The following is a 22,399-nucleotide window of genomic DNA, read 5'->3' on the forward strand; positions in this document are numbered from 1 at the left end:
TTAGGACTGATCGCCCTCGAAACTGCCGTGACGCCCCGCGCCGTCGCTGAACCGGCTCGCGCCCTTGACGGCTTCTTCGGCGAGCCCGCCGCCGATCAGCGCGTTCGAGAACTCGGCGCGCATCGCTTCGCCTTCGGTGAGCCCGTACTGGCCGTACGCGGACTTGCGGTCCGCGCGCAGGCACGCCTGAGGGAACGCGGCCAGTTCGCGCGCCAGCGCTTGCGCGGCAGCCAGCGCCTCGCCGTCGGGGACGACCCGGTTCGCAAGCCCGATCGCGAGCGCCTCGTCGGCGTCGACGGGCCTGCCGGTGAGGATCAGGTCCATCGCCCGCGAATGCCCGATCAGCCGGGGGAGGCGCACCGTGCCGCCGTCGATCAGCGGGACACCCCAGCGGCGGCAGAACACGCCGAAGACGGCCGTGCTGTCGGCGACCCGCAGATCGCACCACAGCGCCAGTTCGAGGCCGCCCGCGACGGCGTGCCCGCGGACCGCGGCGATCACCGGCTTCGACAGCGTCATCCGCGACGGCCCCATCGGCCCGTCACCCGCCGGGCTGAGCGAGTTGGTGCGGCCGGTGCCGACGGCCTTCAGATCGGCTCCGGCGCAGAAGGCGTCACCCGAACCGGTGAGGACGGCGACCGCGGCCTCGTCGTCGGCGTCGAAGGCGCGGAACGCGTCCGCCAGCGCGGCCGCGGTCGGTCCGTCCACCGCGTTGCGGGACCCTGGCCGGTTCAGCGTGATCGTCGTCACGGGTCCGTCCCGGTGTACGAGAACGTTTTCGCTCATCGATCGCTCCCTCAGGCGAATCCAGGTGGGCAACAGGGCCCCGATCTCCTTAAAGTGGTGACAAAGTCCGCAGTGCGCGCGGAGTCATCGTCTGGACACTACGGTGTGATGGGATGGAGCCATGTCGCCCGGCTTGAAGAAATTCGTTGTGATCGCCGTTGTCGCGCTCGTGCTCTTCTTTCTGATCAGCAGGCCGACCCAATCCGCCGACGCCGTCCACACCGCGCTCGGCTGGCTGCGGTCCGGTGCCGAAGCCATCGTCACGTTCGTCCGGAGTCTCTTCTCCTGACCCGCCGCGGTGATCGCCGGTGTCCTTGGTGACGCCGGTGATCACCGTGCGCGGCCACCAGCGGTTATCACGCAGAGTCACCCGCCTCCGGTTTCGGTCGAGCGACTCGACCATCCGGGTGGATTGCCCCCGAAAACCCGCTGGTCGACGAATTCGTGCCCTGGAAGCTCTGGCGGAAAAGACCTCCGCGCCCCTACGGTGCTCACATTGCGTGATCGGTTGGTCCTCCAGGCGCCGGAGCCGGCCTCCTGAGTGAGGAGTTTCCGCAGGTGCGAGCCCCAGGGCAGCGGAACTTTCAGCCGGGCAAGTAAGTCAGGACTTGTCAGTCGGGGAATCATGAGGAGGCAGGGATGACCGGAGATCCCGGAGTCGATGCGTTGATCCGGCAGTGGGCCGCGGAACGCGAGCAGACCCCCGAGGAGCAGGAGGCCGACCGCATCGCGTCGGCGTGGCTGGCGGACGTGCCGCGGCAGGCTCCCGGAATTCCCGGCCAGCGTCAGCAGTCCGGTCAGGCGCGCTGGGCGCCGGTCGAGGCCGCAGACCCCGGCTACCTCGACGCCATGCGCAGCCGGCTCCCGGAGGTCCCGCAGGACCTGCTCGTCGCGGCCGCCGGCTGGTGGCAGATGGTCGGCGGCGTCGCCGAGGCCGAAGCCTGGTGGGACGCCGGCATCAGCCCGCTCGACCAGCGCGCCCTCGACTACCGCGCGGCCGGGCTCGCCCCGTCCGACCTGAGCCGCCGTCTCGGCCCGATGACCGTCTTGCAGCACCTTCGCCGCGGCAGCGCCCCGGCCTGGTGCGTGGCGCGGCTGGCGAGGCAGCAGAAGTCCGCCTGATGAGAACTTCTCGCACGCGCGGGTGAACCGGCGTGGCAGGGGCGATCTCGACCAGCGCGTAACGCTAACCTGCGCGGGCTCGTTGTTCGAGCATCGGTCGTGATCGCCGCCCACGCTGGAGGACCCGCTTCGTGCGCACCACCCCGGAAAACGACGAGCTCGTCGCAGACCCGGCCACGCCCGCTCCGCCACGCCGCGGGGTGGGCGCCGCCGTACTCGGCAGGCTGGTGATCGTGCTGGCCGTGCTCGGCCTCGCCGGGGGCGGGATCTGGCTGGTGACCAAGGCTTCCGCCCCGGTCGCGAGCCCCACGACGATGGAGATCCCCGCGCTGCAGGTCAAGGCCGCCGACGTCAAACCCGGCTCGGTCGCCCCGGTCAACGCCACCCTCGCGGGCGGCGCCACCCAGCAGACCGCGCCGCAGCAGGCGCAGCCGAAGCCGGGCAAGGACCCGCTGACCGGCTGGACCGAGCGGGCGTCACAGGCAACAGGCATCCCGGCCAGGGCGCTGTTCGCCTACGGCAACGCCGAACTGGCTATGCGCCAGATGCAGCCCAACTGCAAGATCTCGTGGGCGACCCTGGCGGGCATCGGCCGGATCGAGTCGAACCACGGCCAGTACGGCGGCGCCGTCCTCGGCCAGGACGGACGGCCCTCGAAGCCGATCATCGGCGTGCCGCTCGACGGGTCGCCCGGCGTGAAGGCGATCGGCGACACCGACCGAGGCCAGTTCGACGGCGACGCGGCCGTCGACCGCGCGGTCGGCCCGATGCAGTTCATCCCCAGCACCTGGCGCCGCTACGCCGCCGACGGCAACCGCGACGGCGTCGGCGACCCGCAGCAGATCGACGACGCGACGCTGGCGGCGGCGCGCTACCTGTGTGTGAACAACCGCGACATGTCGGCCGCCTCGGGCTGGTGGCAGGGGATCCTGTCGTACAACAACTCGACCGAGTACGCGCAGAAGGTCTTCGGGCTGGCGGACGACTACGCGAAGGCTGTCGCTGCGGGCCGCTCGTGAGTGGATAACGCTCACGACCGTCGGGCGATCATGTCGCGAAAGCCACTTTCGGGACATCCAGCGTCGCGAAAGTGGCTTTCGCGACACGCCCCGGTCTCACAGGCGTGACCTCACGACAGCGTCGCCCACCCCTCGATAACCGTCCTCGCCGCGTGCGAGGTCGCGGCCGGGACCAAGGTCCCGAGCGCCCAGGTCGGCGAAGTTTCCCACCGCGACCAGTGCTAGCGTCGATGCGTGTCCGCATCGTCCGCCACCCTGCGCCGTCTCGGCATCGCCGGCGTCTGCCTGGTGAGCCTGGCGCTGTGCTGCGGGCTCGCCTGGTGGCAGTGGGAGCGGTTCTCCTCGGCGAGCGGGACGTTCCAGAACCTCGGCTATGTGTTGCAGTGGCCGCTGTTCGGGCTGTTCCCCGCGTTCATGTTCTGGCGGATCCGCAAGCTCCGCCGTCAGGCCGCCGAGGCCGACGCCCAGGAAACGGTGGCCGAGCCCGCCGTCCCCGAGGTGCCCGCGCCCCGGCAGCGGCGTGCCCCGGCGCCGCCGCCCCCCGAGGACGACGAGCTCGCCGCGTACAACAGGTACCTTCGCGAACTCAACGCCCGCGACAAGTAGTTCCCCAGAGAGGTTCGAGACCCTATGACCACCCGAACTGACGACGCCGCCCCGGCCCGCCCGGTTTCGCTGGGCGGACCGCTGATCCGCTTCCGCGTCGCGGCGTACGCCACCGGTGTGGCCCTGCTCGGCCTGGTCGTCGAGATGCTGCTGCAGTACGTCTTCCGCGTGGAGCTGCCCCAGTTCGTGAAGATGATCCCCATGGTCCACGGTGGGCTCTACCTGGTCTACCTGCTGCTCGCGGTCGACCTCGCGATCAAGGCCCGCTGGTCGATGAAGGGCACCCTTCTCGTGCTGATCGCCGGCTGCATCCCGTTCTTCTCCTTCGTGATGGAGCGCAAGGTCACGCACAAGGTCCAGGCGGGCGCGAAGCTCTAAGCCCGGCGCCGGAAGGTCAGCGCCACCAGGAAGGACACCGCCGTCACCACGGCGGCGGCGGTGAAGGCCGCGGTCATCCCGTCGACGGTGGTCTCCGCCGGAGTGCCGGACGGCGTCCGTGTCACCGCGCCGAATACGGTGATCAGGATCGCCAGCCCCAAGGTCGCCCCGACCTGCTGCAACGTCTGCAAGGCGCCGCCCGCGGCTCCCGCGTCGTCGGTGGGGACCGTCGCCATGATGATCACGCTGAGCGGGGAGAACGCCAGCCCCGCGCCGACGCCCATCAGCAGCATCGGGCCGAGCAGATGGGAAAAGTAGCCGCTGTCCGTGGTGAGCGTGGTCAGCCAGACGACCCCGCCGGTCATCAGCGCGGTCCCGGTCAGCGCGAGCGGTTTCGGCCCGAACCGGGGGAGCAGCTTCGGGATCAGCCTGCTGAGCCCGAACATGCAGACCGCCATCGGCAGGAACGCGAAGCCGGTCTCCAGCGCGGCGAAGCCCGCGATGTCCTGCAGGAACTGGGTCAGAAAAAAGAACATCGACATCATGGCCATCGGCCCGAGGAAGAAGTTGACGTAGGCCGCCGCGCGGTCGCGTTCGGCGAACAGTCGCAACGGGATCAGCGGTTCGCTCACCCTGGTCTCGATGGTGAGGAACGCGGCCAGCAGCGCCAGCCCCGTGGCGAGAGCGCCGAGGGTGATCAGGTCGCCCCAACCGTGCGAAGCGGCGTGGGTGAAGGCGAACACCAGCGAGCCGACGCCGAAGGTGCCGGTGAACGCGCCGGGAAGGTCCAGCCGGGCGTGTCGCCGAGGAGGGTCGGCGACGTAGCGTGAGGCGAGCAGGACGATCGCGAGCCCGAACGGGACGTTGATGTACAGCGCCGCGCGCCACGAGATCCATTCGGTCAGCAGCCCGCCGAGCAGCAGGCCGATCGCGAAACCGCTGCTGGACATCGCCGAGAACAACGCCAGCGCGCGTACCCGTGCCTTGGCTTCGGTGAACGTGCTGGTGATCAGTGCCAGCGTGCTCGGCCCGGCGAGCGCGGCGCCGACGCCCTGCGCGATCCGGGCGGCGATCAGCAGTTCCGCCGAGCCGGCGAGGCCGCCGAGCAGGGAGGCGGCGGTGAACACGGCCGCGCCGACGACGAACATCCGGCGGCGCCCGAACAGGTCGCCTGCCCGGCCGCCGAGCAGCAGCAAGCCGCCGAACACCAGGCTGTACGCCGTCATCACCCAGGACAGGCCAGTGTCGGTGAACCCGAGTTCGGACTGGATGCGGGGGAGCGCGACGTTCATCACCGTCGCGTCGAGGATGAGCATGAGCTGGCAGGTCAGGATGATGGGGAGGACCAGCCGGTGTGGAGGTGGTGGGGCCCCGGCCGTCTCCGGCCTAGGCTCGGCACGCAGGGTTCGCTCGGTCAAGGAATACTCCAAAGACGTAACGAGATGAAGCGGAGAGACTCTCCACTTGAGGTCGTGAGCGATGATATGGAGACACTCTCCGTATACGCAAGTGAATTCGGAGAACCTCTCCGTTTTCGTCGCCCGAGGAGGTGCAGATGGTCACGGCCGAGCCGGCCCGCCCCATGCGCGCGGACGCGCGGCGCAACTACGAGCGCATCGTGGCCGTGGCGAAAGAAGCGTTCACCGCCGACGGTGTGGACGTGCCCGCCGACGACATCGCCAAACGCGCCGGCGTCGGCGCGGGCACGCTGTACCGGCACTTCCCGACGCGCGACAAACTGATCGAGGCCGTCTACCGCGACGAGATCGACGGATTGGCGCAGCAGGCCTACGACCTGCTCGACGAGTTGCCACCGGGCAAGGCGCTCGAGACATGGCTGGCCACGCACGTCATCTACGTCGTCGAGAAGCACGGGCTCGCGATGACACTGAAGGCGTCCGTCGACGCGGGCTCCGAAGTCTTCGGCTGGTGTCAGTCGCGGTTGCGGGCCGCCGCCGACACGATCGTGAAGGCGGCGCAGGACGAGGGCGTGCTCCGGTCCGACGTCACCGGCGTCGACATCCTGCGGCTCGGCCACGGCCTGGGTTCGGCGGCGAGCAAGGCTTCGGAGGAGGACACGAAGCGGCTTCTCACGATCGTGCTGGACGGTCTCCGGACGCAATGAAGGACGCTTTCATAGCAAATTTTGCTATGAAAGCGTCCTTCATTGCACGCGCGGGGCCGGAGTCAGGAGCCGATCCCGGTGAGGGACCGCACCTCCATCTCCGCGTGCTTGACCGGATCGGCCTTCGAGCGGCCGACGAAGGTGCCAACGAACCCGCACAGGAACGAGAACGGGATCGACACCAGGCCCGGGTTCTTCAGCGGGAACCAGTGGAAGTCGACGCTCTTGATGATCGAGTCCGCGGCCCCGGACATCACCGGTGAGAAGAACACGAGCACCAGGCTCGCGATCAGCCCGCCGTAGATGCCCCACAGCGTGCCGGTGGTGTTGAAGCGTTTCCAGAACAGCGAGTACAGCAGCGTCGAGAGGTTCGCCGACGCCGCGACGGCGAACGCCAGCGCCACCAGGAACGCGATGTTCTGCCCGTTCGCCAGGATGCCGCCGACGATCGCGAACGCCCCGACGGCGACCGCGGTCAGCCGGGCGACCCGGACCTCCGAGGCCGGTTCCGCCTTGCCGTTCTTGAAGATGTTGGCGTAGACGTCGTGGGCGAAGGAGGCGGACGCGGTGATCGTCAGCCCGGCGACGACGGCGAGGATGGTCGCGAAGGCCACCGCCGAGACGACGCCGAGCAGGACGGTGCCGCCGATGTTCAGTGCGAGCAGCGGCGCCGCCGAGTTCTCCCCGCCGGGCGCGTTCTTGATCGCCTCCGGGCCGACCAGCGCGGCCGCGCCGAAGCCGATGACCAGCGTGCAGAGATAGAACAGGGTCATGCAGGCGGTCGCCCAGACCACCGAGCGCCGCGCCTCGCGCGAGTTCGGCACCGTGTAGAAGCGCATCAGCACGTGCGGGAGCGCGGCGGCGCCGAGGACCAGCGCCAGCGCCAGCGAGACGAAGTCGAGCTTCGTGACCTCGCTCTTGCCGTACGAGCCGCCAGGCTGCAGCAGTTCATCACCGAGCGGGCTGTTGTCGGCGGCGGCGGAGAGCAGGTTCGAGAAGCTGAAACCGAACTTGCCGAACAGGAACACGGTGATCAGCGCGCCGGTCAGCAGCAGGATGGTCGCCTTGATGATCTGCACCCACGTGGTGCCCTTCATCCCGCCGACCAGCACGTACAGCACCATGACGACACCGACGACGCCGATCACCAGCGCCTGGCCGATGCCGCCGTGGATGTCCAGCAGCAGCGCCACCAGCCCGCCGGCGCCCGCCATCTGCGCGAGCATGTAGAAGAAGGAGATCACCAGCGTCGACGTCGCGGCAGCGGCGCGGACCGGGCGCTGCTTCATCCGGAAGCTGAGCACGTCGCCCATGGTGAAGCGGCCGGTGTTGCGCAGCAGCTCCGCGATCAGCAGCAGATCGACCATCCACGCGACGAGGAACCCGATCGAGTACAGGAAGCCGTCGTAGCCGTGGATCGCGATCGCCCCGGCGATACCGAGGAACGACGCCGCCGACAGGAAGTCACCCGAAAGGGCGATGCCGTTCTGTCGTCCGGTGAAGGCGCTGCCCGCGGCGTAGTAGTCCGAAGTGGACGAGTTGCGCGTGCTGACGCGGTACACCACGTACAGGGTGATCGCGACGAACAGCGCGAACACCGCGATGTTCAGCACCGGGTCGTTGTCGGGGATGCTCATCGCTCACCCGCCCCGACGGCGGCCCGCAGCGCCTCGACCTTGGGGTCGAGCCGCTTGTTCGCGAACTTCAGGTAGGCGATGGTGATCAGGATCGTGCTGGCGAACTGGCCGAGCCCGAGCAGGATGCCGACGTTGACCTCGCCCCACACCTTCCGGCTCATGAAGTCGTGCGCGTAGGCCGCCAGCAGCACGAATGTCATGTACCAGGTGAAGAACAGCAGGCTCATCGGGAACACGAACCGGCGGAAGGTCTTGCGCAGCGCGACGAACTCCTTGCCGTGCTGGATCCGGTCGAAGTCGGGGCCGGTGGCGCGCGGCGGTGGCGGGGGAGTGGGCTGGCGCTCGCGGACGAACAGCGCGGGCATCTGCCCGGTGTCCTCCAGGGCGTTGCTCGCCGCGTAAGGACGCGCGACGTCGGGCATGGGTTCCTCCGGGGCTTGCATCCGTGGCGCGGTACGGGAGCGCACATACTAACTACGGCTTCACGCGCTCTGAATAGGCGACCCCTGTTCCGTGAAGGCAAGAGCCCGGTATTCGGTTTTACCTCGTATTAGTGTTTCCGGAAATCGTTTCGGCCGGAATGAACCGGCTTTATCACTCGTATTAGTGAGTAGAGTTGTCACGCGGGGTCGTCGCCCGAACGGCCCACTGCGGCAAACGATGGACGGTGACCACGCTCTGTCCCTCGTTTTGGTGACAGATCGTAGTTTCGCTACCGGCCCGCGATCGGTTCCGATACCGTGCCCGCCATCCCGGACCGGGGAAGATCCCCCGCTTCACCGGGTGTCTCGAAAGAAATCACCATGTCGGGCGACAACGAACCGGCTTGGGTGGCAAGGCCACAACATCGGGCACATATTTGGGCTTGACCCACCCGTTGGGGGCACGGAAAGTAGTTCGACCGGGCGACGCGGCTACCGTACGTAGGCTGAACGGGTGATAAGGGCACCCTGTGTATCCGTGCAAGCGGTAACCGGAATTCCCTCTTTTGTGACGCGCAGGCGGTTTCCGGGCCCCGTAGATCGTTCGTGAACACACTTTTCGCTGGTCAGCCCCCGTATGCTGAACGGAATTGACGGCACCCGGATTGGTGTACGATTCTTTGGCCCGGCTGACCCGCTGTGACCGATTGGCAAAGAAAAGTTGATCTCGACGACCATGCACTTCGCAGGTTGCGACCTGCACGTGCAGGTGCAAGACCTCCCGAAGCGGACCGGTGTTCCTGGGGACACCTGGATCGCCGGACGGGGTCCCTCACGTCGCGATCGATCACAGGGTCAGTCCGGGGTCGAGTTCCCCGCGAGCGGACGTCTCGCGGGAACGGACGCCTCAGACCGTGCCAGGACGCCGGACAGGGAGTCACCTACGTGACCGTTGCAGGAGAAGGCCAAGTGCCTGTCGGGGAGCTGCTGGGACGCACTCCCCGGCCATCTCGGTGGGCCACCGGCTGGCGCACGCTCGTGCGCTGGCGGGACTGGAGCCTGCCGGTGAAGCTGTCGGCCGTGACGCTGGTGCCGATCCTCATCGCGCTCGCACTGGGCATCGCGACCATCGCCGGCCAGGTCGGCCGGTCCGACGGCTACCAGCGGCTGGACCGGCTCGTCGCGTTGAGCGGGCACATCCGCACCCTCGCCGACGGCCTCGGCCGCGAACGCACCCAGTCCGCCGCCGGGCTGACGGCGGGCACCGTCGGCGGGACACTGGAGCTCGGGTCGGCCCGCGCGGACGTCGACACCGCCATTCCTCTCTACGGCGCCGCCGCCACCCGCGCGGTGGAGAACGAGCCGTCGCTCCGTCAGGCGCGGGAAGCGGCCGCCGCCCAGCTCGACAGGCTGCCCGACATCCGGCAGCGGGCCTCCTCCGGACAGCTCGACCCCGTCCAGGCGATCGGTGAGTACACCGATGTCACCACCGCGCTGCTGGCCCTCGACACCGCGCTGGCGGCGGGTGCGGGCCAGGATGTCCTCGGCGGCACTCCCACGGCACTGCACGACCTGGCCGTGATGAAGGAACAACTGTCGCTGAGCCAGGCGCTGGTCTCCTTCGGCATCGCCCGGTCGAGTCTCGCGCCGAGCGAACTCGACCGGTTGCGCACCGCCGAACTGAGGCTGGCCGACCGGTTCACCGACTTCCGTGCCGCCGCTTCGGAGCAGCAGCGCCAGGAGTTCAGCGGCGTCGTCACCGACGAGGCGATGGAAAACCGTGACAGGCTCGCGAAAACCGCGCTCGGTGAACAGGGAACCCCGTCCGCGCAGGCGTTCCGCTCGATGTCCGCGCAGGGCTGGACCGACGCCTCGACCGCGGTGATCACCAAGGTCGGTGAGGTCGCGAACAAGTTCGGCGGTGAGACCAGCGCGGTCTCGGCCGAACTGGTCGACGATGCCAGCAGCGGCGCGGGTCTGCTCGCGGTCCTGCTGTTCGGCGCGATGGTGCTCGCCGTCGCCGTCGTCTTCCTCATCACGCGCCAGCTGCTGCGCTCGCTGAAAGTGCTGCGTGCCAGCGCTCTCGACGTCGCCGAGAAGCAGCTGCCCGACGCGGTCCGCAACATCCAGGAAGGCCGCTCGCAGGGCACCGACGTGCGGCCGGTCCCGGTCGGCAGCGACGACGAGATCGGCGAGGTCGCCAGGGCCTTCGACAAGGTGCACCACCAGGCGCTGCGCCTGGCCACCGAGCAGGCCTCGATGCGCACCGGTTACAGCAACGTGTTCGTCAACCTCTCCCGCCGCAGCCAGAGTCTCGTGCAGCGCCAGCTACAGCTGATCGAGCGGCTGGAGCGCGACGAAGAGGACGCCGACCAGCTGGCCACGCTCTTCCAGCTCGACCACCTCGCCACCCGCATGCGCCGCAACAACGAGAACCTGATGGTCCTCTCCGGCGCCGAGCCGGGCAGGCGGTCCGGCCAGCCGGTCTCCGCCACCGACGTGGTGCGCGCGGCCGTGTCCGAGATCGAGCAGTACCAGCGGGTCACCGTGCAGAACCCGCCGCCGGTGCGGCTGGTCGGGTACGCGGCCAACGATCTGATGCGCCTGATCGCCGAACTGCTGGACAACGCCACGGCGTTCTCCGCCCCGGAAACCCAGGTGACCGTCGCGACCAGGCTCGTCGAGGACGGCTCATTCGGCATCGACATCCTCGACAAGGGCATCGGGATGAACGAGGCCGAGGTCGCCGAGGCCAACGCCCGGCTCACCGAGGCCCCCAACGTCGACCTCACCACCTCACGCCGGATGGGCCTGTTCGTGGTCGGGCGGCTGGCCAACAGGCACCGCATCGGCGTCTCGCTGCACGGCGGCAAGGACATCGTCGGCGTGCGCGCCACCGTCTCGGTCCCGGCGGATCTCGTGATGGTCCCGCCCGGCGGGGACCCCGGCCCCGCCACCGGCCCGATCACCCAGCGCCTCGCGCCGCTGCCGCCGCAGCAGGCGGGCGGCCTGCCCCGCCGTCAACGTCCCACGAACGGCTCGCGGCCGGGAACGCCGAACGTGCCGTCGCAGGGCGGCGAACGCTGGCCGTCGGCGAACGATCTGGCGGGCCACACCAAACCCGGCTTGAACGGGCACAGCCACACCCAGGACCAGCGGCCGCCGTCGGATCTGGAGATCTCGGGAACGGCGCTGTTCAGCCCGATCCCCAAGGACGAGACGGCACCGCCGCCCGCCCGCCCGCCGGCGCCGGAGCCCCGTCGTCCCGAGCCGGAGCCCGCCGCGGAGCCCGAGCCCGTCGCGAAAGAGGCGGAGAAGCCCGCCTCGGTGGAAGGCGAGCTGCCCAGCGGCAAGGAACTGTTCGAGGCCAAGAACAGCACCACGCTGAGCGAATGGTGGAACCAGGCGACCACGCCGCCCCCGGCCGCCCCCGCGCCCACCGCGTCGGAGACGACGCCGATCTTCGACGAGATGCTCTCGGCGTGGTTCCGTTCGCCCGCTCCGGAAAAGCCCGCGGCCAAACCCGTGGCGAAGAAGGAGAAGCCGGGGGCGAAGGAACCCGAAGAGAAGAAGACGGCCGAGTCCGCTCCCACCGCCGAGCAGGAGTCCCGTACCTGGGACTTCGCCAGCGACAAGGCCTTCCGCACGGTGCAGGAGGTCTCCCAGAACGCTCCGTCGACCTTCACCCAGGCCGGGTTGCCCCGCCGCCGCAAGGGCGAGCAGCTCCTGCCGGGTAGCGCGGCGCCGTCGGTCCCGGGCGCCGAACCCGCCGTCAAGTCGGAGCTGCCGGTCCGCGACCCGGCGAACGTGCGCGGCAGGCTGAGCAGCTTCCAGCAGGGCGTCAAGCGGGGGCGCAAGGAGGCGGCGGACAAGGCCACGCCCGCCGAGGCCCTCGCCACCCAGCCGGACGCGACCCCCGAGCCGGCAGCGGCACCCGAGCCGCCGAAGGCCTCCGAGCCCGCGAAGGCAGCGGAGACGGCCTCGCGTCCGGCGGCCCCGCCCGCCGCGCTGCCGAGCCGGAAACCGCAGGCAGCGGAACCGGAACCGGAACCGGTCGCCGCCACCGAGCAGACGGACGCCTGGAACTTCGGCTCCGACGAAGGCTGGAAAGCAGCCCAAGCGGTGTCCCAGTCTGTCCCCTCGAAGATGACTTCGGCAGGATTACCCAGGCGCCGCCGCGGGGAGCAACTGCTCCCGGGCAGCGCGGGACCGCCCGCCGGAGCGGTCACCCCCCGACCACAGCGAGACGCGCACGACGTGCGCGGTCGCCTGAGCAGTTTCCAACAGGGCATCCAGCGCGGACGGCACCGCACGGCCCAGGCGACCGAAGCCAACCACGAAACCCTGGAGGGTGAATGACCTCGCCGAACCCGGCCCAGCCCCAGCAGAACCAGTTCGGGTGGCTGGTGAATGACTTCGCCGAGCGGGTGCCCGGAGTGGCGCATGCCGTGGTCGTGTCGGCGGACGGCCTCCTGCTCACCGCGTCCAGCAGGCTCCCGCTGGACCGGGCCGACCAGCTGGCCGCCGTCGCGTCCGGTCTGGTGAGCCTGACCCAGGGCGCCGCCCGGTGCTTCGAGGCGGGCGCGGTCAACGAGACCGTCGTCGAGATGGAACTCGGCATCATGGTGCTGATGTCCATCAGCGACGGCTCCTGCCTGGCCATCCTCGCCGCCCCGAACTGCGACATCGGACAGGTCGCCTACGAGATGACGATGCTCGTCGACCGTGTCGGCCAGATCCTCACCCCGGAACTCCGCGCTCAATTGCAGGGCGCCGGTGGGTCGCTGATCGGCGAACCGGTGGGATGATGTCCCGATGAGCACCGGATCCGGATCCTTCGGCGAACCGCCGGGGACGGGTGAACACCAGCCTCCGCACGCGGGGGCTGCCCATGCTGCCGGTTCACGGGACGACGGCACGTTCGCCGACGTCCTGAACGGGTTCACCCTGGATTCGGGCCGTGGTCGTCGGAAGCGCAAGAAGAACAAGCAAGCCCAGGATTCCCAGCCGGGCGGAGCCCACTCCGCCGGGGAATCGGCAGTCCCGCAGCCGACCGATCAAGGAGACCGCGTGACCTCACTTGCCTCTCCACCCGACAGCGGCGCAGGCGCCGTCGGGCCGAGACCAGGTGGTCTTTTCGACCCGGGTCCACCCAGCGGCGAGTTCATCATGCCCGCCGTCTTCGAGCAGTCGCCGTCGCCGCTCGAAGAGACGGCGATCGTCCGTCCCTATGCCCTCACCGGGGGCCGGACCAAGGCGAACTACGCTCTCGAGCTGGAGACGCTCATCTCCACCAAGGACCATGTCGCCGCGGGTAGCCTCGCCGCGGTCGCCGCGGACCAGATCGAGTGCGTTTCGATCATCGAAGAGTGCCGCACCCCGCGTTCGGTCGCCGAGATCGCGGCGACCCTGCGCGTACCGCTGGGTGTGGCACGCGTGCTGATCAGCGACGCGGCGGACGCGGGACTGGTCAGCGTGCACAAGACGATTTCGGGTAATGACGGCGCCGAGGCACATCTGGTGTTGATGGAAAGGGTTTTGAGTGGACTCCGTCGGCTTTAAGGCACCGCGGGAAACCGCGCCCCCGACCATGACATCCGCGAAGATCGTCGTGGCGGGTGGCTTCGGTGCGGGTAAGACGACCTTCGTCGGTTCGGTGTCGGAGATCGTCCCGCTCACCACCGAGGCGATGATGACGGACGCCAGTCGGGGGATCGACAACCTCGACCAGACGCCCAACAAGTCGACCACCACGGTCGCGATGGACTTCGGCCGGGTCTCCCTGGACGCGGACCTGATCCTCTACCTGTTCGGCACACCCGGGCAGCAGCGGTTCTGGTTCATGTGGGACGACCTCGTCCGCGGCGCGATCGGCGCCGTGGTGCTGGCCGACACGCGACGGCTGGCCGATTCGTTCGCGCCGATCGACTTCTTCGAGGACCGGGGCCTGCCCTACATCGTCGGGGTGAACACCTTCGACGGCGTCCTCGAGCACGACATCAACGACGTGCGTGAAGCGCTGTCGATCGACCCCAACATCCCGATCGTCCGCTGTGACGCCCGGGAGCGGGAGTCGACCAAGCAGACGTTGATCACGCTGGTCGAGTACGCGATGCGGCAGTGGATCGCCTTGCGTGCGAGCAACGCGAGGTGAACCTGACGGCGGCAGCGTAGGGGCCGCCGCCCGGTTTCACCGCGCTTCGTAGGTCAGCAGTACCGAGCGCCCGTCGAAGGTACGGGTGCCGGTCAGTCGCAGGTCCGTGCGCACTCCGCCCGCGAACACCTGCTTGCCGCCGCCGAGCACCACCGGGTGCACGATGACGTGGAACTCGTCGATCAGGCCGCGGTCGGCGAGCGCGGTGGCCAGTTCGGCCCCGCCCATCAGCAGCAGATCCTTGCCGGGCCTGGCCTTGAGTCCGGTCACGCATTCGGTGAGATCACCGGCGACGATCTCGGTGTTCCAGTCCGCTTTCTCCAGTGTCCTGGAGAAGACGATCTTCGGCGTCTGCCGCCAGATCGGGGCGAACCGCAGGTCGTGGGGGTGGTCCGAGATCTCTTCCGCCTGCGGCCAGTACGACGACATCATGTCCCAGACCCGCCGTCCGTAGGCGAAGGTGTCGGCGCGGTCGACCAGTTCCTGGGAGTGGGCGGACAGCTCCGGGCCCATCTCGGCCCAGTCGAACTCGCCGTCCGGGCCTTCGATGCGGCCGTCGAGTGAGGTGTGGACGGCGTAGACGAGCTTGCGCATGGCTTGATCCCTTCGGTGTGGCACCCGCCTTCCGGGCGCCGGACACCGAGGGGTCGGAGCGGGCGCGGGGTTCTCGACATGCCCCACGCATTTAGTCATCTGAATGCGTCTGACCGCATCCAGATGACTAAATGCTCAGTACTCGTCGTGCCGTTTCCACCAGTGGCCCGGCCCGTCGGTCCCGCGGCCGGACTCCTCCCATGCCTCCTGTCGCCCGAACGGTGTCAGGTCGAGGTAACGGAAGGTGCTCACGAACTGCTCGGCGCCCCTGCCGGAGGTGAAGTAGGTGCGGAAGACCTCGTCGCCCTCGCGCAGGAAGACGCTGATGCCGAAACCGCCGTCGAGACCGCAGTCGGGGTTGAAGGCATCACCCGTCGTCGAGACCCACGGGATCGTCCAGCCCATCCGCTCCTTGTACTTCTCGATCTCGGGAAGCGTGGCGGGCGAGACCGCGGTGAACGTCGTGTCGCGGTCGTGGAGGTGGGCGAGGGGGCCGACGTGGTCGATGACCATCGAACAGCCGACGCAGCCCGCCTTCTGGCCGGGATTCAGCATGAAGTGGTAGACGATCAGCTGGCGGCGTCCTGCGAACAGGTCCAGCAGCGAGACCCGGCCGTCCGGGCCTTCGAACTCGTACTTGCCGTCGAAGCGGACCATGGGCAGCCGCCGGCGTTCGGCGTTGATCGCGTCGGTGGCTTTGGTGAGTTCCTTTTCCTTGATCATCAAGGCGTCCCGCGCGGCCTGCCATTCTTCGCGCGACACGACTTCGGGGAGGGTCGGGGTCATCGGTTCGTCTCCTGTCGGATCAGGTGTGCGGTGAGGTCTTCGAAGGTTTCGGACCACCCGGCGCGGTGGTCGTCGCGGGTTTCCTCGGAGCTGAATTCGCCCTGGTGGAAGGTCATTTCGGTCTTGTCGCCGAGATCGGTGAAATCGATCGTCACCAGCGTCGTCTCCTCGGGTGAGGACGCCCAGGAGAAGGTGAACACCAGCCGTTCGGGCGCGGAGACCTCGCGGTAGACCCCGGCCGAGGTGTGCTCGACACCTTCGTCGTTGCCGATGGTCGCTCGCCAGGCGCCGCCCTCGGCGAGGTCCATCTGCACGCCGGAGGCGGTGAACCCCTTGGGGCCCATCCAGTTCGCGAACTGCTCAGGAACCGTCCACGCCTGGAACACCAGTTCCCGTGGCGCGTCGAAGACGCGGGTGATGGTCAGCTCCTTCTCACTCATTCGGCTTGCCTTTCTGGAGTTCGGTCAGGTGCTCGTCGAGACGGTCGAAACCGTCGTCCCAGAACCGGCGGTATCGCTCGACCCAGTCCGAGATGTCGCCGAGTGGCCCCGCCTCGAGGCGGCAGGGCCGCCATTGAGCCGTCTTGCCGCGGCTGATCAGGCCCGCACGCTCAAGGACCTTCAAGTGCTTCGAGATGGCCTGAAGGCTCACGGGGAAGGGCTCCGCCAGCTCGTTCACGGTGGCCTCGCCGCCGGCCAGGCGCGCCAGGATGGCGCGGCGGATGGGGTCCGCCAGCGCGGCGAACGTGGCGCTGAGCTGATCAGTGGTCATCGCTGCTCAATCAGTCGGTTGATTAACCTAGCGGTTGAACATAGTGGTGTCAGCCGGGATGTCAAGGACGAGTGAGAGCGCCGTCACGCGAGTGGATGGGTTTAAAATAGTCGGAAGTCCAAGTATTTTGGAGGGATGACCAGCGACCTGCACCGGCCCGTGAACCCCGTTCGCTTCGTGACGGCGTCGAGCCTCTTCGACGGGCACGACGCGTCCATCAACATCATGCGGCGCATCCTGCAGTCGCAGGGCGCGGAGGTCGTGCACCTCGGGCACAACCGGTCGGTCGACGAGGTCGCCACGGCGGCCATCGCCGAGGACGTCCAGGGCGTGGCCATCAGCGCCTACCAGGGCGGGCACGTCGAGTACTTCAGCTATCTGGTCGAGCTGCTCAACGAGCGCGGCGCGGGGCACATCAAGGTGTTCGGCGGTGGTGGCGGGGTCATCGTCCGCGAGGAGATCGACCTGCTGCACTCGCGGGGCGTCGCGCGGATCTTCTCGCCGGAGGACGGCTACGAAATGGGCCTCCCCGGCATGATCAACCTGATGATCAAGGCCTGCGACACGGATCTGTCCGCGCAGTCGCCCGGTTCGCTGGATAAACTGCTTTCGGGTGACATCCCGGCGCTGTCCCGGGTCATCACGCAGCTTCAGCGCGAGACACTGCCGCAGGACGCGCTCGACAAGATCACCGAGGCCGCCAAGTCGCGGACGGTGCCGGTCCTGGGGATCACCGGTACGGGTGGTTCCGGCAAGTCGTCGCTCACCGACGAACTGATCCGCCGGTTCCGGCTGGACCAGGAGGACAAGCTCCGCATCGCCGTGCTCGCCGTCGACCCGTCGCGCCGCAAGGGCGGCGGAGCGCTGCTCGGCGACCGCATCCGGATGAACTGCCTCGACGGCAGCCCGGTCTACTTCCGCTCGCTGGCCACCCGCACCACCAGCGGCGAGATCCCGACCGGTCTCTCCGAGTCGATCCTCGCCTGCAAGGCCGCCGGCTTCGATCTGGTGATCGTCGAGACGCCGGGTATCGGCCAAGGTGACGCCGGCATCGTCGACTACGTGGACCAGTCGCTGTACGTCATGACGCCGGAGTTCGGCGCGGCGTCGCAGCTGGAGAAGATCGACATGCTCGACTTCGCCGACGCGGTGGCGATCAACAAGTTCGAGCGCCGCGGCGCCGAGGACGCCCGCCGCGACGTCGCGCGCCAGCTCGTCCGCAACCGCGAGGCGTTCAGCTCCTCGCCCGAGGACATGCCGGTCTACGGCACCAGCGCCGCGAAGTTCAACGACGCCGGCGTCACCGCGCTCTACCAGCACCTGCGCGACACCCTCGCCGAGCGTGGCCTGACCGTCTCGGCAGGCGTGCTCCCGAAGGTCGAGGGCAAGGTGTCCACCGACGCCAGCACGATCATCCCGGCCAACCGGTCGCGCTATCTCGCCGAGATCTCCGAGACCCTCCGCGGCTATCACACGAAGACCGGGCAGCAGGTCGCCGCGCTGCGCAAACGTGAGCACCTCGCCGTCGCCAAGGAGGCGCTGGCCGCCGTCGACGCGAGCACCGACGCGCTCGACGGCCTGCTCGCCGCCGCCGAGTCCGATGTGGACGGTGAAACGACGAATCTGCTCGACCGCTTCCAGGAACTGGCCGAGTCCTACCGTGCCGACGAACTGGTCGTGAAGATCCGCGACAAGGAACTGCGCACCCAGCTCTGGCGCGACACGCTGTCCGGCAACCGGATCCCGCGCGTGGCGCTGCCGCGCTACACCGAGTCCGGCGAGCTGCTGTCGTTCCTGCGCCGCGAGCACCTTCCCGGATACTTCCCTTACACCGCAGGCGTTTTCCCGTTCAAGCGCGAGGGTGAGGACCCGGCGCGGATGTTCGCGGGCGAGGGCGACCCGTTCCGCACCAACAAGCGGTTCAAGCTCCTTTCCGCAGACTCCGAGGCGAAGCGTCTTTCGACCGCCTTCGACTCCGTGACGCTCTACGGGCACGACCCGCACACCCGTCCCGACATCTACGGCAAGGTCGGCACCTCGGGTGTCTCCATCGCGACCCTCGAAGACATGGAGGTGCTCTACGGCGGCTTCGACCTGACTTCGCCGAGCACTTCGGTGTCGATGACGATCAACGGCCCGGCGCCGACGATCCTCGCGTTCTTCCTCAACACCGCGATCGACCAGCGGATGACGGCGTTCAAGGCCGAGCACGGCCGCGAGCCGTCCGAAGCCGAGGCCGCCGAACTGCGCGAATGGGCGCTGCGCAACGTCCGCGGCACCGTGCAGGCGGACATCCTCAAGGAGGACCAGGGGCAGAACACCTGCATCTTCTCCACCGAGTTCAGCCTGCGCATGATGGCCGACATCCAGGAATGGTTCATCGAGCACGGCGTCCGGAACTTCTACTCGGTGTCGATCTCCGGCTACCACATCGCCGAGGCCGGGGCGAACCCGATCTCGCAGCTGGCGTTCACGCTGTCGAACGGTTTCACCTACGTCGAGAGCTACCTCGCGCGTGGAATGAGCATCGACGACTTCGCACCGAACCTGTCGTTCTTCTTCTCCAACGGCATGGACGCCGAGTACTCGGTGCTGGGCCGGGTCGCGCGCCGGATCTGGGCGGTCGCGATGCGGGAGCGCTACGGCGCCAACGAGCGCTCGCAGAAGCTCAAGTACCACGTGCAGACCTCCGGCCGGTCGCTGCACGCGCAGGAGATGAGCTTCAACGACATCCGCACCACGCTGCAGGCGCTGTGCGCGCTCTACGACAACGCGAACTCCTTGCACACCAACGCCTTCGACGAGGCGATCACGACGCCGTCGGAGAGCTCGGTTCGGCGTGCGATGGCCATCCAGATGATCATCAACAAGGAGTGGGGCCTGTCGAAGAACGAGAACCCGTTGCAGGGTTCGTTCATCATCGACGAGCTGACCGACCTGGTCGAAGAGGCCGTCCTGCTGGAGTTCGACCGCATTTCCGAACGCGGCGGCGTGCTGGGCGCGATGGAGACCGGCTACCAGCGCGGCAAGATCCAGGACGAGTCGATCCTCTACGAACGCCAGAAGCACGACGGCACGCTGCCGATCATCGGCGTCAACACCTTCCGCAACCCGAACGCCGGGGAGGACGACGTCGAGGTCGAACTCGCGCGGGCGACCGAGGACGAGAAGCGGTCGCAGCTGGAGCGGCTCGAGGACTTCCAGCGCCGCCACCACGCCGAGGCTCAGGTCGCGCTCAAGACGCTGCGCGAGGCCGCGACCCGCGGCGGCAACCTGTTCGGCGTGCTGATGGACGCCGCGCGGGTGTGCTCGCTCGGCCAGATCACCGAGGCGTTCTTCGAAGTGGGGGGCCAGTACCGGCGCAACGTCTAGCGGCGGGAATATCGCGGCGCGTGTTCGGGTAGTTGCTGAACATGGAGATCGGAATCGCCACCTTCATCACCGATGAAGGCATCAGGCCGGACGTCCTCGCCGCGGCCGTCGAAGAGCGCGGGTTCAGCTCGCTCCACATCGCGGAGCATTCCCACATCCCGGTCAGCCGTGAATCGCCGTATCCGGGCGGTGGCGAGCTGCCGCGCGTGTACTACCGGACCCTGGACCCGTTCGTCGCGCTGACGGCGGCGGCCGGGGCCACGTCGAACCTGAAACTCGGGACGGGCGTCGCGTTGCTGCAGCAGCGCGACGTCATCCACACGGCGAAAGAGGTCGCTTCGCTCGACCTGGTTTCGCGAGGCCGGTTCGTCTTCGGGGTCGGCGTCGGCTGGAACCGGGAGGAAATGCGCAATCACGGCACGGATCCGCGCACCCGGGGTGTGCTCGTGGACGAGCAACTGGCCGCGCTGAAGGAGATCTGGACCAAGGACGAGGCCGAGTTCCACGGCGAGTTCGTCGACTTCGACCCGATCTTCGCGTGGCCCAAGCCGGTGCAGAAGCCGCATCCGCCGATCTACATCGGTGGCGCGGGGGAGAAGGCGATGCAGCGGATCGTCAAGTACGGCGACGGCTGGCTGCCGCACGCCCACACCCCGCCGGAGGAGCTTCGCCGGGCTCGTCAGTGGCTGGCCGACCAGGGCCGTGGTGACCTCAAGTTCTCGGCCTTCGGCGCCACCCCGGAGGAGGATGCGCTGGGCAGGCTGGTCGACGGTGGTGTCGACGAGGCCACGCTCTTCCTGCCGACAGAGCCCGAAGCGGCGACACTGGAACGACTCGACCAGTACGCGAAGGTCGCCGAGAGCTTTCGAAAGGGGCAGCAGGCGTGACTGAGGTACAAATCGGCTTGGCCGCGGCACTCGAGCAGTTTTCGCCGCGCGAGTCGATCCGGCTGGCGGCGCTGGCCGAACAGCACGGATTCTCCGGCCAGATGGCCGCCGACCACTTCCAGCCGTGGGTCCCTCAACAGGGTGAAGCATCCTTCGTGTGGAGTGTGCTCGCGTCGTTGGCGGAGAACACCACCGGTGACCTCGGGCCGGGTGTGACCTGCCCGTCGTTCCGGTTGCACCCGTCGATCGTCGCGCAGGCCGCGGCGACGCTGGAGGCGACGTATCCGGGGCGGACATGGCTTGGTATCGGGTCTGGTGAGGCGCTCAACGAGCACATCATCGGCGGTTATTGGCCGGAGGCGCCCGAGCGGGTGCGGCGGATGTTCGAGGCGCTTGAGGTCATCCGGAAGTTGTTCACCGGAAAGGACGTCAAGCACAGTGGCGAGTTCTTCAAGTTGCACACGACCCGGCTGTGGACGTTGCCGGATGAGCCGCCGCCGATCTATATCGCGTCGGCGGGTCCGTATACCTCGCGTAAGACCGGTGAGCTCGCGGACGGGCTGATCACGCCGGGCGCGTCGATCGAGAAGCTGGCGGGGATCCTCGACAACTTCGGTACCGGCGCGCGGAAGGCGGGCAAGGATCCGGACGCGATGCCGAAGCTGCTGCAGGTGCATTTGTCGTGGGCCGAGGACGACGAGACGGCGTGGGCCAACGCGATGGACCAATGGCCCAACGGTGGCATGAAGTTCCCGAAGGCCGACATCCGCTCGCCGTTCGATTTCGCGCAGATGGCGAAGCTGGTGCGGCGTGAGGATTTCGAGGGGCGCATGGTCGTCTCGTCCGATCCGGACGTGCATCGCGCGGCGCTGCAGAAGTACGTCGACGCCGGCTTCAACCGGATCTACATCCACAACGTGGGCCGGAACCAGGACGAGTTCATCGAGACCTTCGGGCGGGACGTGCTGCCGAAGCTGACCGCCTGACGCGCGCCATGAAAGGTCCTTTCCTTGCAAATTTCGCAAGGAAAGGACCTTTCATGGCATGAGTGGGCAGGGTCAGACGTTCTTGTCCAGCAGCAGGTGCACCGACAGCTCCAGCCGGTTCGCGACGTCGGCCGCCGAAGCGCGCCGCGTCACCCACGCGACCAGGTTCGCCATCCAGACGTCGGCGATGACGTGGAAGATGTCACGGTCGGCCTCGGTCGGGTCCTCGATGCCCATGGCCTTGGCGAACATGTTCTCCATCAGCCGTCCGACCTGTTCGACCTCGGCGGCCGCGGTCGTGTCGGCGAACATGAACGCGCGGACCATGGCCTCGGTCAGGTGCGGGTCCCGCTGCATCAGCCGGGTGTTGCGGCCGAGGACGAACATCAGCCGCTCGCTCGAGGTTTCGCCGGGGATGGCCGCGCGGTCGAGTTTCTCCTGCGCGCGTTCGAATTCCCTGGCCAGCCCGGAAACCAGCAGGTGGATCTTCGACGGGAAATAGCGGTACAGCGTGCCGAGTGCGACGTCCGCCTTCTCGGCGACCGCCCGCATCTGGACCGCGTCGTACCCGCCTTTCGCGGCGAGGGTCAGGGTCGCGTCGATGATGCGGCGCCGCCGGTCGCGTTGCGCCGCGGAGCCCAGTTCCTCGCCGCCCAGCGCGGAGAGACCGTTGCCGCTTCGCGCCTTCGCGCTCGTGGGTGCCTTGGCCTTCCCTGGCATCGCCACGTCCCCCTTCATCGAACGGAACTTGTTC

The 22,399-nt window shown here is 68.3% G+C and carries 22 protein-coding genes; 13 read left to right on the forward strand and 9 right to left on the reverse strand.

Going from position 1 to position 22,399, the window contains the following annotated elements; translation table 11 throughout:
• A complete protein-coding gene (locus DL991_RS17945; RefSeq protein WP_125785459.1) occupies positions 1 to 786 on the reverse strand; it encodes a crotonase/enoyl-CoA hydratase family protein in 786 nt (261 codons plus the stop codon).
• Between the two features lie 133 nt (positions 787 to 919).
• Here DL991_RS17945 and DL991_RS42955 point away from each other — a divergent pair, with 133 nt between their 5' ends.
• The 5 genes from DL991_RS42955 (at position 920) to DL991_RS17965 (ending at position 3,911) form a co-directional block, all read left to right on the forward strand.
• Entirely contained in the window at positions 920 to 1,075 is a 156-nt protein-coding gene (locus tag DL991_RS42955; protein WP_162182762.1) for a hypothetical protein, read from the forward strand.
• A gap of 350 nt (positions 1,076 to 1,425) precedes the next feature.
• On the forward strand, positions 1,426 to 1,908 hold the full coding sequence (locus DL991_RS17950; RefSeq protein WP_125785460.1) for a helix-turn-helix transcriptional regulator: 483 nt from the start codon (positions 1,426 to 1,428) through the stop codon (positions 1,906 to 1,908).
• Between the two features lie 131 nt (positions 1,909 to 2,039).
• Positions 2,040 to 2,927 carry a lytic transglycosylase domain-containing protein gene (locus DL991_RS17955; protein WP_125785461.1) on the forward strand — a complete coding sequence of 296 codons (888 nt, stop codon included), beginning with the start codon at positions 2,040 to 2,042 and terminating at the stop codon, positions 2,925 to 2,927.
• A gap of 234 nt (positions 2,928 to 3,161) precedes the next feature.
• Complete coding sequence (locus DL991_RS17960) at positions 3,162 to 3,533, forward strand: hypothetical protein (RefSeq protein WP_125785462.1); 372 nt, start codon at positions 3,162 to 3,164, stop codon at positions 3,531 to 3,533.
• A gap of 24 nt (positions 3,534 to 3,557) precedes the next feature.
• The gene (locus DL991_RS17965) at positions 3,558 to 3,911 is read left to right on the forward strand and encodes a DUF3817 domain-containing protein (protein ID WP_125785463.1); all 354 of its coding nucleotides are present in this window, start codon (positions 3,558 to 3,560) and stop codon (positions 3,909 to 3,911) included.
• On the opposite strand, the gene DL991_RS17970 is transcribed toward DL991_RS17965, so the two are convergent.
• On the reverse strand, positions 3,908 to 5,329 hold the full coding sequence (locus DL991_RS17970) for an MFS transporter (RefSeq protein WP_125785464.1): 1,422 nt from the start codon (positions 5,327 to 5,329) through the stop codon (positions 3,908 to 3,910). The genes DL991_RS17965 and DL991_RS17970 overlap by 4 nt on opposite strands.
• Positions 5,330 to 5,466: 137 nt before the next feature.
• Between DL991_RS17970 and DL991_RS17975 the strand changes: the two genes are divergently transcribed.
• The gene (locus tag DL991_RS17975) at positions 5,467 to 6,036 is read left to right on the forward strand and encodes a TetR/AcrR family transcriptional regulator (RefSeq protein ID WP_125785465.1); all 570 of its coding nucleotides are present in this window, start codon (positions 5,467 to 5,469) and stop codon (positions 6,034 to 6,036) included.
• Between the two features lie 62 nt (positions 6,037 to 6,098).
• Here the strand turns inward: DL991_RS17975 and DL991_RS17980 are convergent, their stop codons facing one another.
• Both DL991_RS17980 and DL991_RS17985 read right to left on the reverse strand, forming a co-directional pair.
• Positions 6,099 to 7,673, reverse strand: coding sequence for a cation acetate symporter (locus DL991_RS17980; protein ID WP_125785466.1), 1,575 nt, complete (start codon positions 7,671 to 7,673; stop codon positions 6,099 to 6,101).
• Entirely contained in the window at positions 7,670 to 8,095 is a 426-nt protein-coding gene (locus tag DL991_RS17985) for a DUF485 domain-containing protein (RefSeq protein ID WP_125785467.1), read from the reverse strand. Before DL991_RS17985 ends, DL991_RS17980 begins: the two co-directional genes overlap by 4 nt.
• A 969-nt stretch (positions 8,096 to 9,064) precedes the next feature.
• On the opposite strand from DL991_RS17985, the gene DL991_RS17990 reads away from it, so the two are divergent.
• From DL991_RS17990 to DL991_RS18005, 4 genes are read left to right on the forward strand one after another with little or no spacing between them, the layout of a single operon-like run.
• Complete coding sequence (locus DL991_RS17990) at positions 9,065 to 12,454, forward strand: nitrate- and nitrite sensing domain-containing protein (RefSeq protein ID WP_125785468.1); 3,390 nt, start codon at positions 9,065 to 9,067, stop codon at positions 12,452 to 12,454.
• The gene (locus tag DL991_RS17995; RefSeq protein ID WP_005166055.1) at positions 12,451 to 12,903 is read left to right on the forward strand and encodes a roadblock/LC7 domain-containing protein; all 453 of its coding nucleotides are present in this window, start codon (positions 12,451 to 12,453) and stop codon (positions 12,901 to 12,903) included. Before DL991_RS17990 ends, DL991_RS17995 begins: the two co-directional genes overlap by 4 nt.
• 7 nt (positions 12,904 to 12,910) lie before the next feature.
• Complete coding sequence (locus DL991_RS42960) at positions 12,911 to 13,657, forward strand: DUF742 domain-containing protein (RefSeq protein WP_199746553.1); 747 nt, start codon at positions 12,911 to 12,913, stop codon at positions 13,655 to 13,657.
• A 28-nt stretch (positions 13,658 to 13,685) separates the two neighbouring features.
• Positions 13,686 to 14,249, forward strand: coding sequence for an ATP/GTP-binding protein (locus tag DL991_RS18005; protein ID WP_125785469.1), 564 nt, complete (start codon positions 13,686 to 13,688; stop codon positions 14,247 to 14,249).
• Positions 14,250 to 14,285: 36 nt separating this feature from the next.
• Here DL991_RS18005 and DL991_RS18010 read toward each other — a convergent pair whose 3' ends face one another.
• From DL991_RS18010 to DL991_RS18025, 4 genes are all read right to left on the reverse strand, one after another.
• The gene (locus DL991_RS18010; RefSeq protein ID WP_125785470.1) at positions 14,286 to 14,843 is read right to left on the reverse strand and encodes a dihydrofolate reductase family protein; all 558 of its coding nucleotides are present in this window, start codon (positions 14,841 to 14,843) and stop codon (positions 14,286 to 14,288) included.
• Positions 14,844 to 14,978: 135 nt separating this feature from the next.
• Positions 14,979 to 15,629 (reverse strand): DUF899 domain-containing protein, encoded by a 651-nt coding sequence (locus DL991_RS18015; protein WP_125785471.1) that lies wholly within the window; start codon positions 15,627 to 15,629, stop codon positions 14,979 to 14,981.
• Positions 15,626 to 16,069 (reverse strand): SRPBCC domain-containing protein, encoded by a 444-nt coding sequence (locus tag DL991_RS18020; protein WP_125785472.1) that lies wholly within the window; start codon positions 16,067 to 16,069, stop codon positions 15,626 to 15,628. The genes DL991_RS18015 and DL991_RS18020 overlap by 4 nt, the downstream gene beginning before the upstream one ends.
• The gene (locus DL991_RS18025; protein ID WP_125785473.1) at positions 16,062 to 16,400 is read right to left on the reverse strand and encodes a helix-turn-helix transcriptional regulator; all 339 of its coding nucleotides are present in this window, start codon (positions 16,398 to 16,400) and stop codon (positions 16,062 to 16,064) included. The genes DL991_RS18020 and DL991_RS18025 overlap by 8 nt, the downstream gene beginning before the upstream one ends.
• A gap of 135 nt (positions 16,401 to 16,535) precedes the next feature.
• Here DL991_RS18025 and icmF point away from each other — a divergent pair, with 135 nt between their 5' ends.
• The 3 genes from icmF to DL991_RS18040 are packed head-to-tail and all read left to right on the forward strand — an operon-like array spanning position 16,536 to position 21,645.
• Positions 16,536 to 19,772 carry a fused isobutyryl-CoA mutase/GTPase IcmF gene (gene icmF, locus DL991_RS18030; RefSeq protein WP_125785474.1) on the forward strand — a complete coding sequence of 1,079 codons (3,237 nt, stop codon included), beginning with the start codon at positions 16,536 to 16,538 and terminating at the stop codon, positions 19,770 to 19,772.
• 41 nt (positions 19,773 to 19,813) lie between these two features.
• Positions 19,814 to 20,659, forward strand: a complete 846-nt coding sequence (locus DL991_RS18035; RefSeq protein WP_125785475.1) for an LLM class F420-dependent oxidoreductase — start codon at positions 19,814 to 19,816, stop codon at positions 20,657 to 20,659.
• Positions 20,656 to 21,645 (forward strand): TIGR03557 family F420-dependent LLM class oxidoreductase, encoded by a 990-nt coding sequence (locus DL991_RS18040; RefSeq protein WP_125785476.1) that lies wholly within the window; start codon positions 20,656 to 20,658, stop codon positions 21,643 to 21,645. The genes DL991_RS18035 and DL991_RS18040 overlap by 4 nt, the downstream gene beginning before the upstream one ends.
• 72 nt (positions 21,646 to 21,717) lie before the next feature.
• Here the strand turns inward: DL991_RS18040 and kstR are convergent, their stop codons facing one another.
• Positions 21,718 to 22,365, reverse strand: coding sequence for a cholesterol catabolism transcriptional regulator KstR (gene kstR, locus DL991_RS18045; RefSeq protein ID WP_125785524.1), 648 nt, complete (start codon positions 22,363 to 22,365; stop codon positions 21,718 to 21,720).
• Between the last annotated feature and the right edge of the window lie 34 nt (positions 22,366 to 22,399).

It is taken from the genome of Amycolatopsis sp. WAC 01375 (assembly GCF_003947325.1).
Classification (GTDB): Bacteria; Actinomycetota; Actinomycetes; order Mycobacteriales; family Pseudonocardiaceae; genus Amycolatopsis.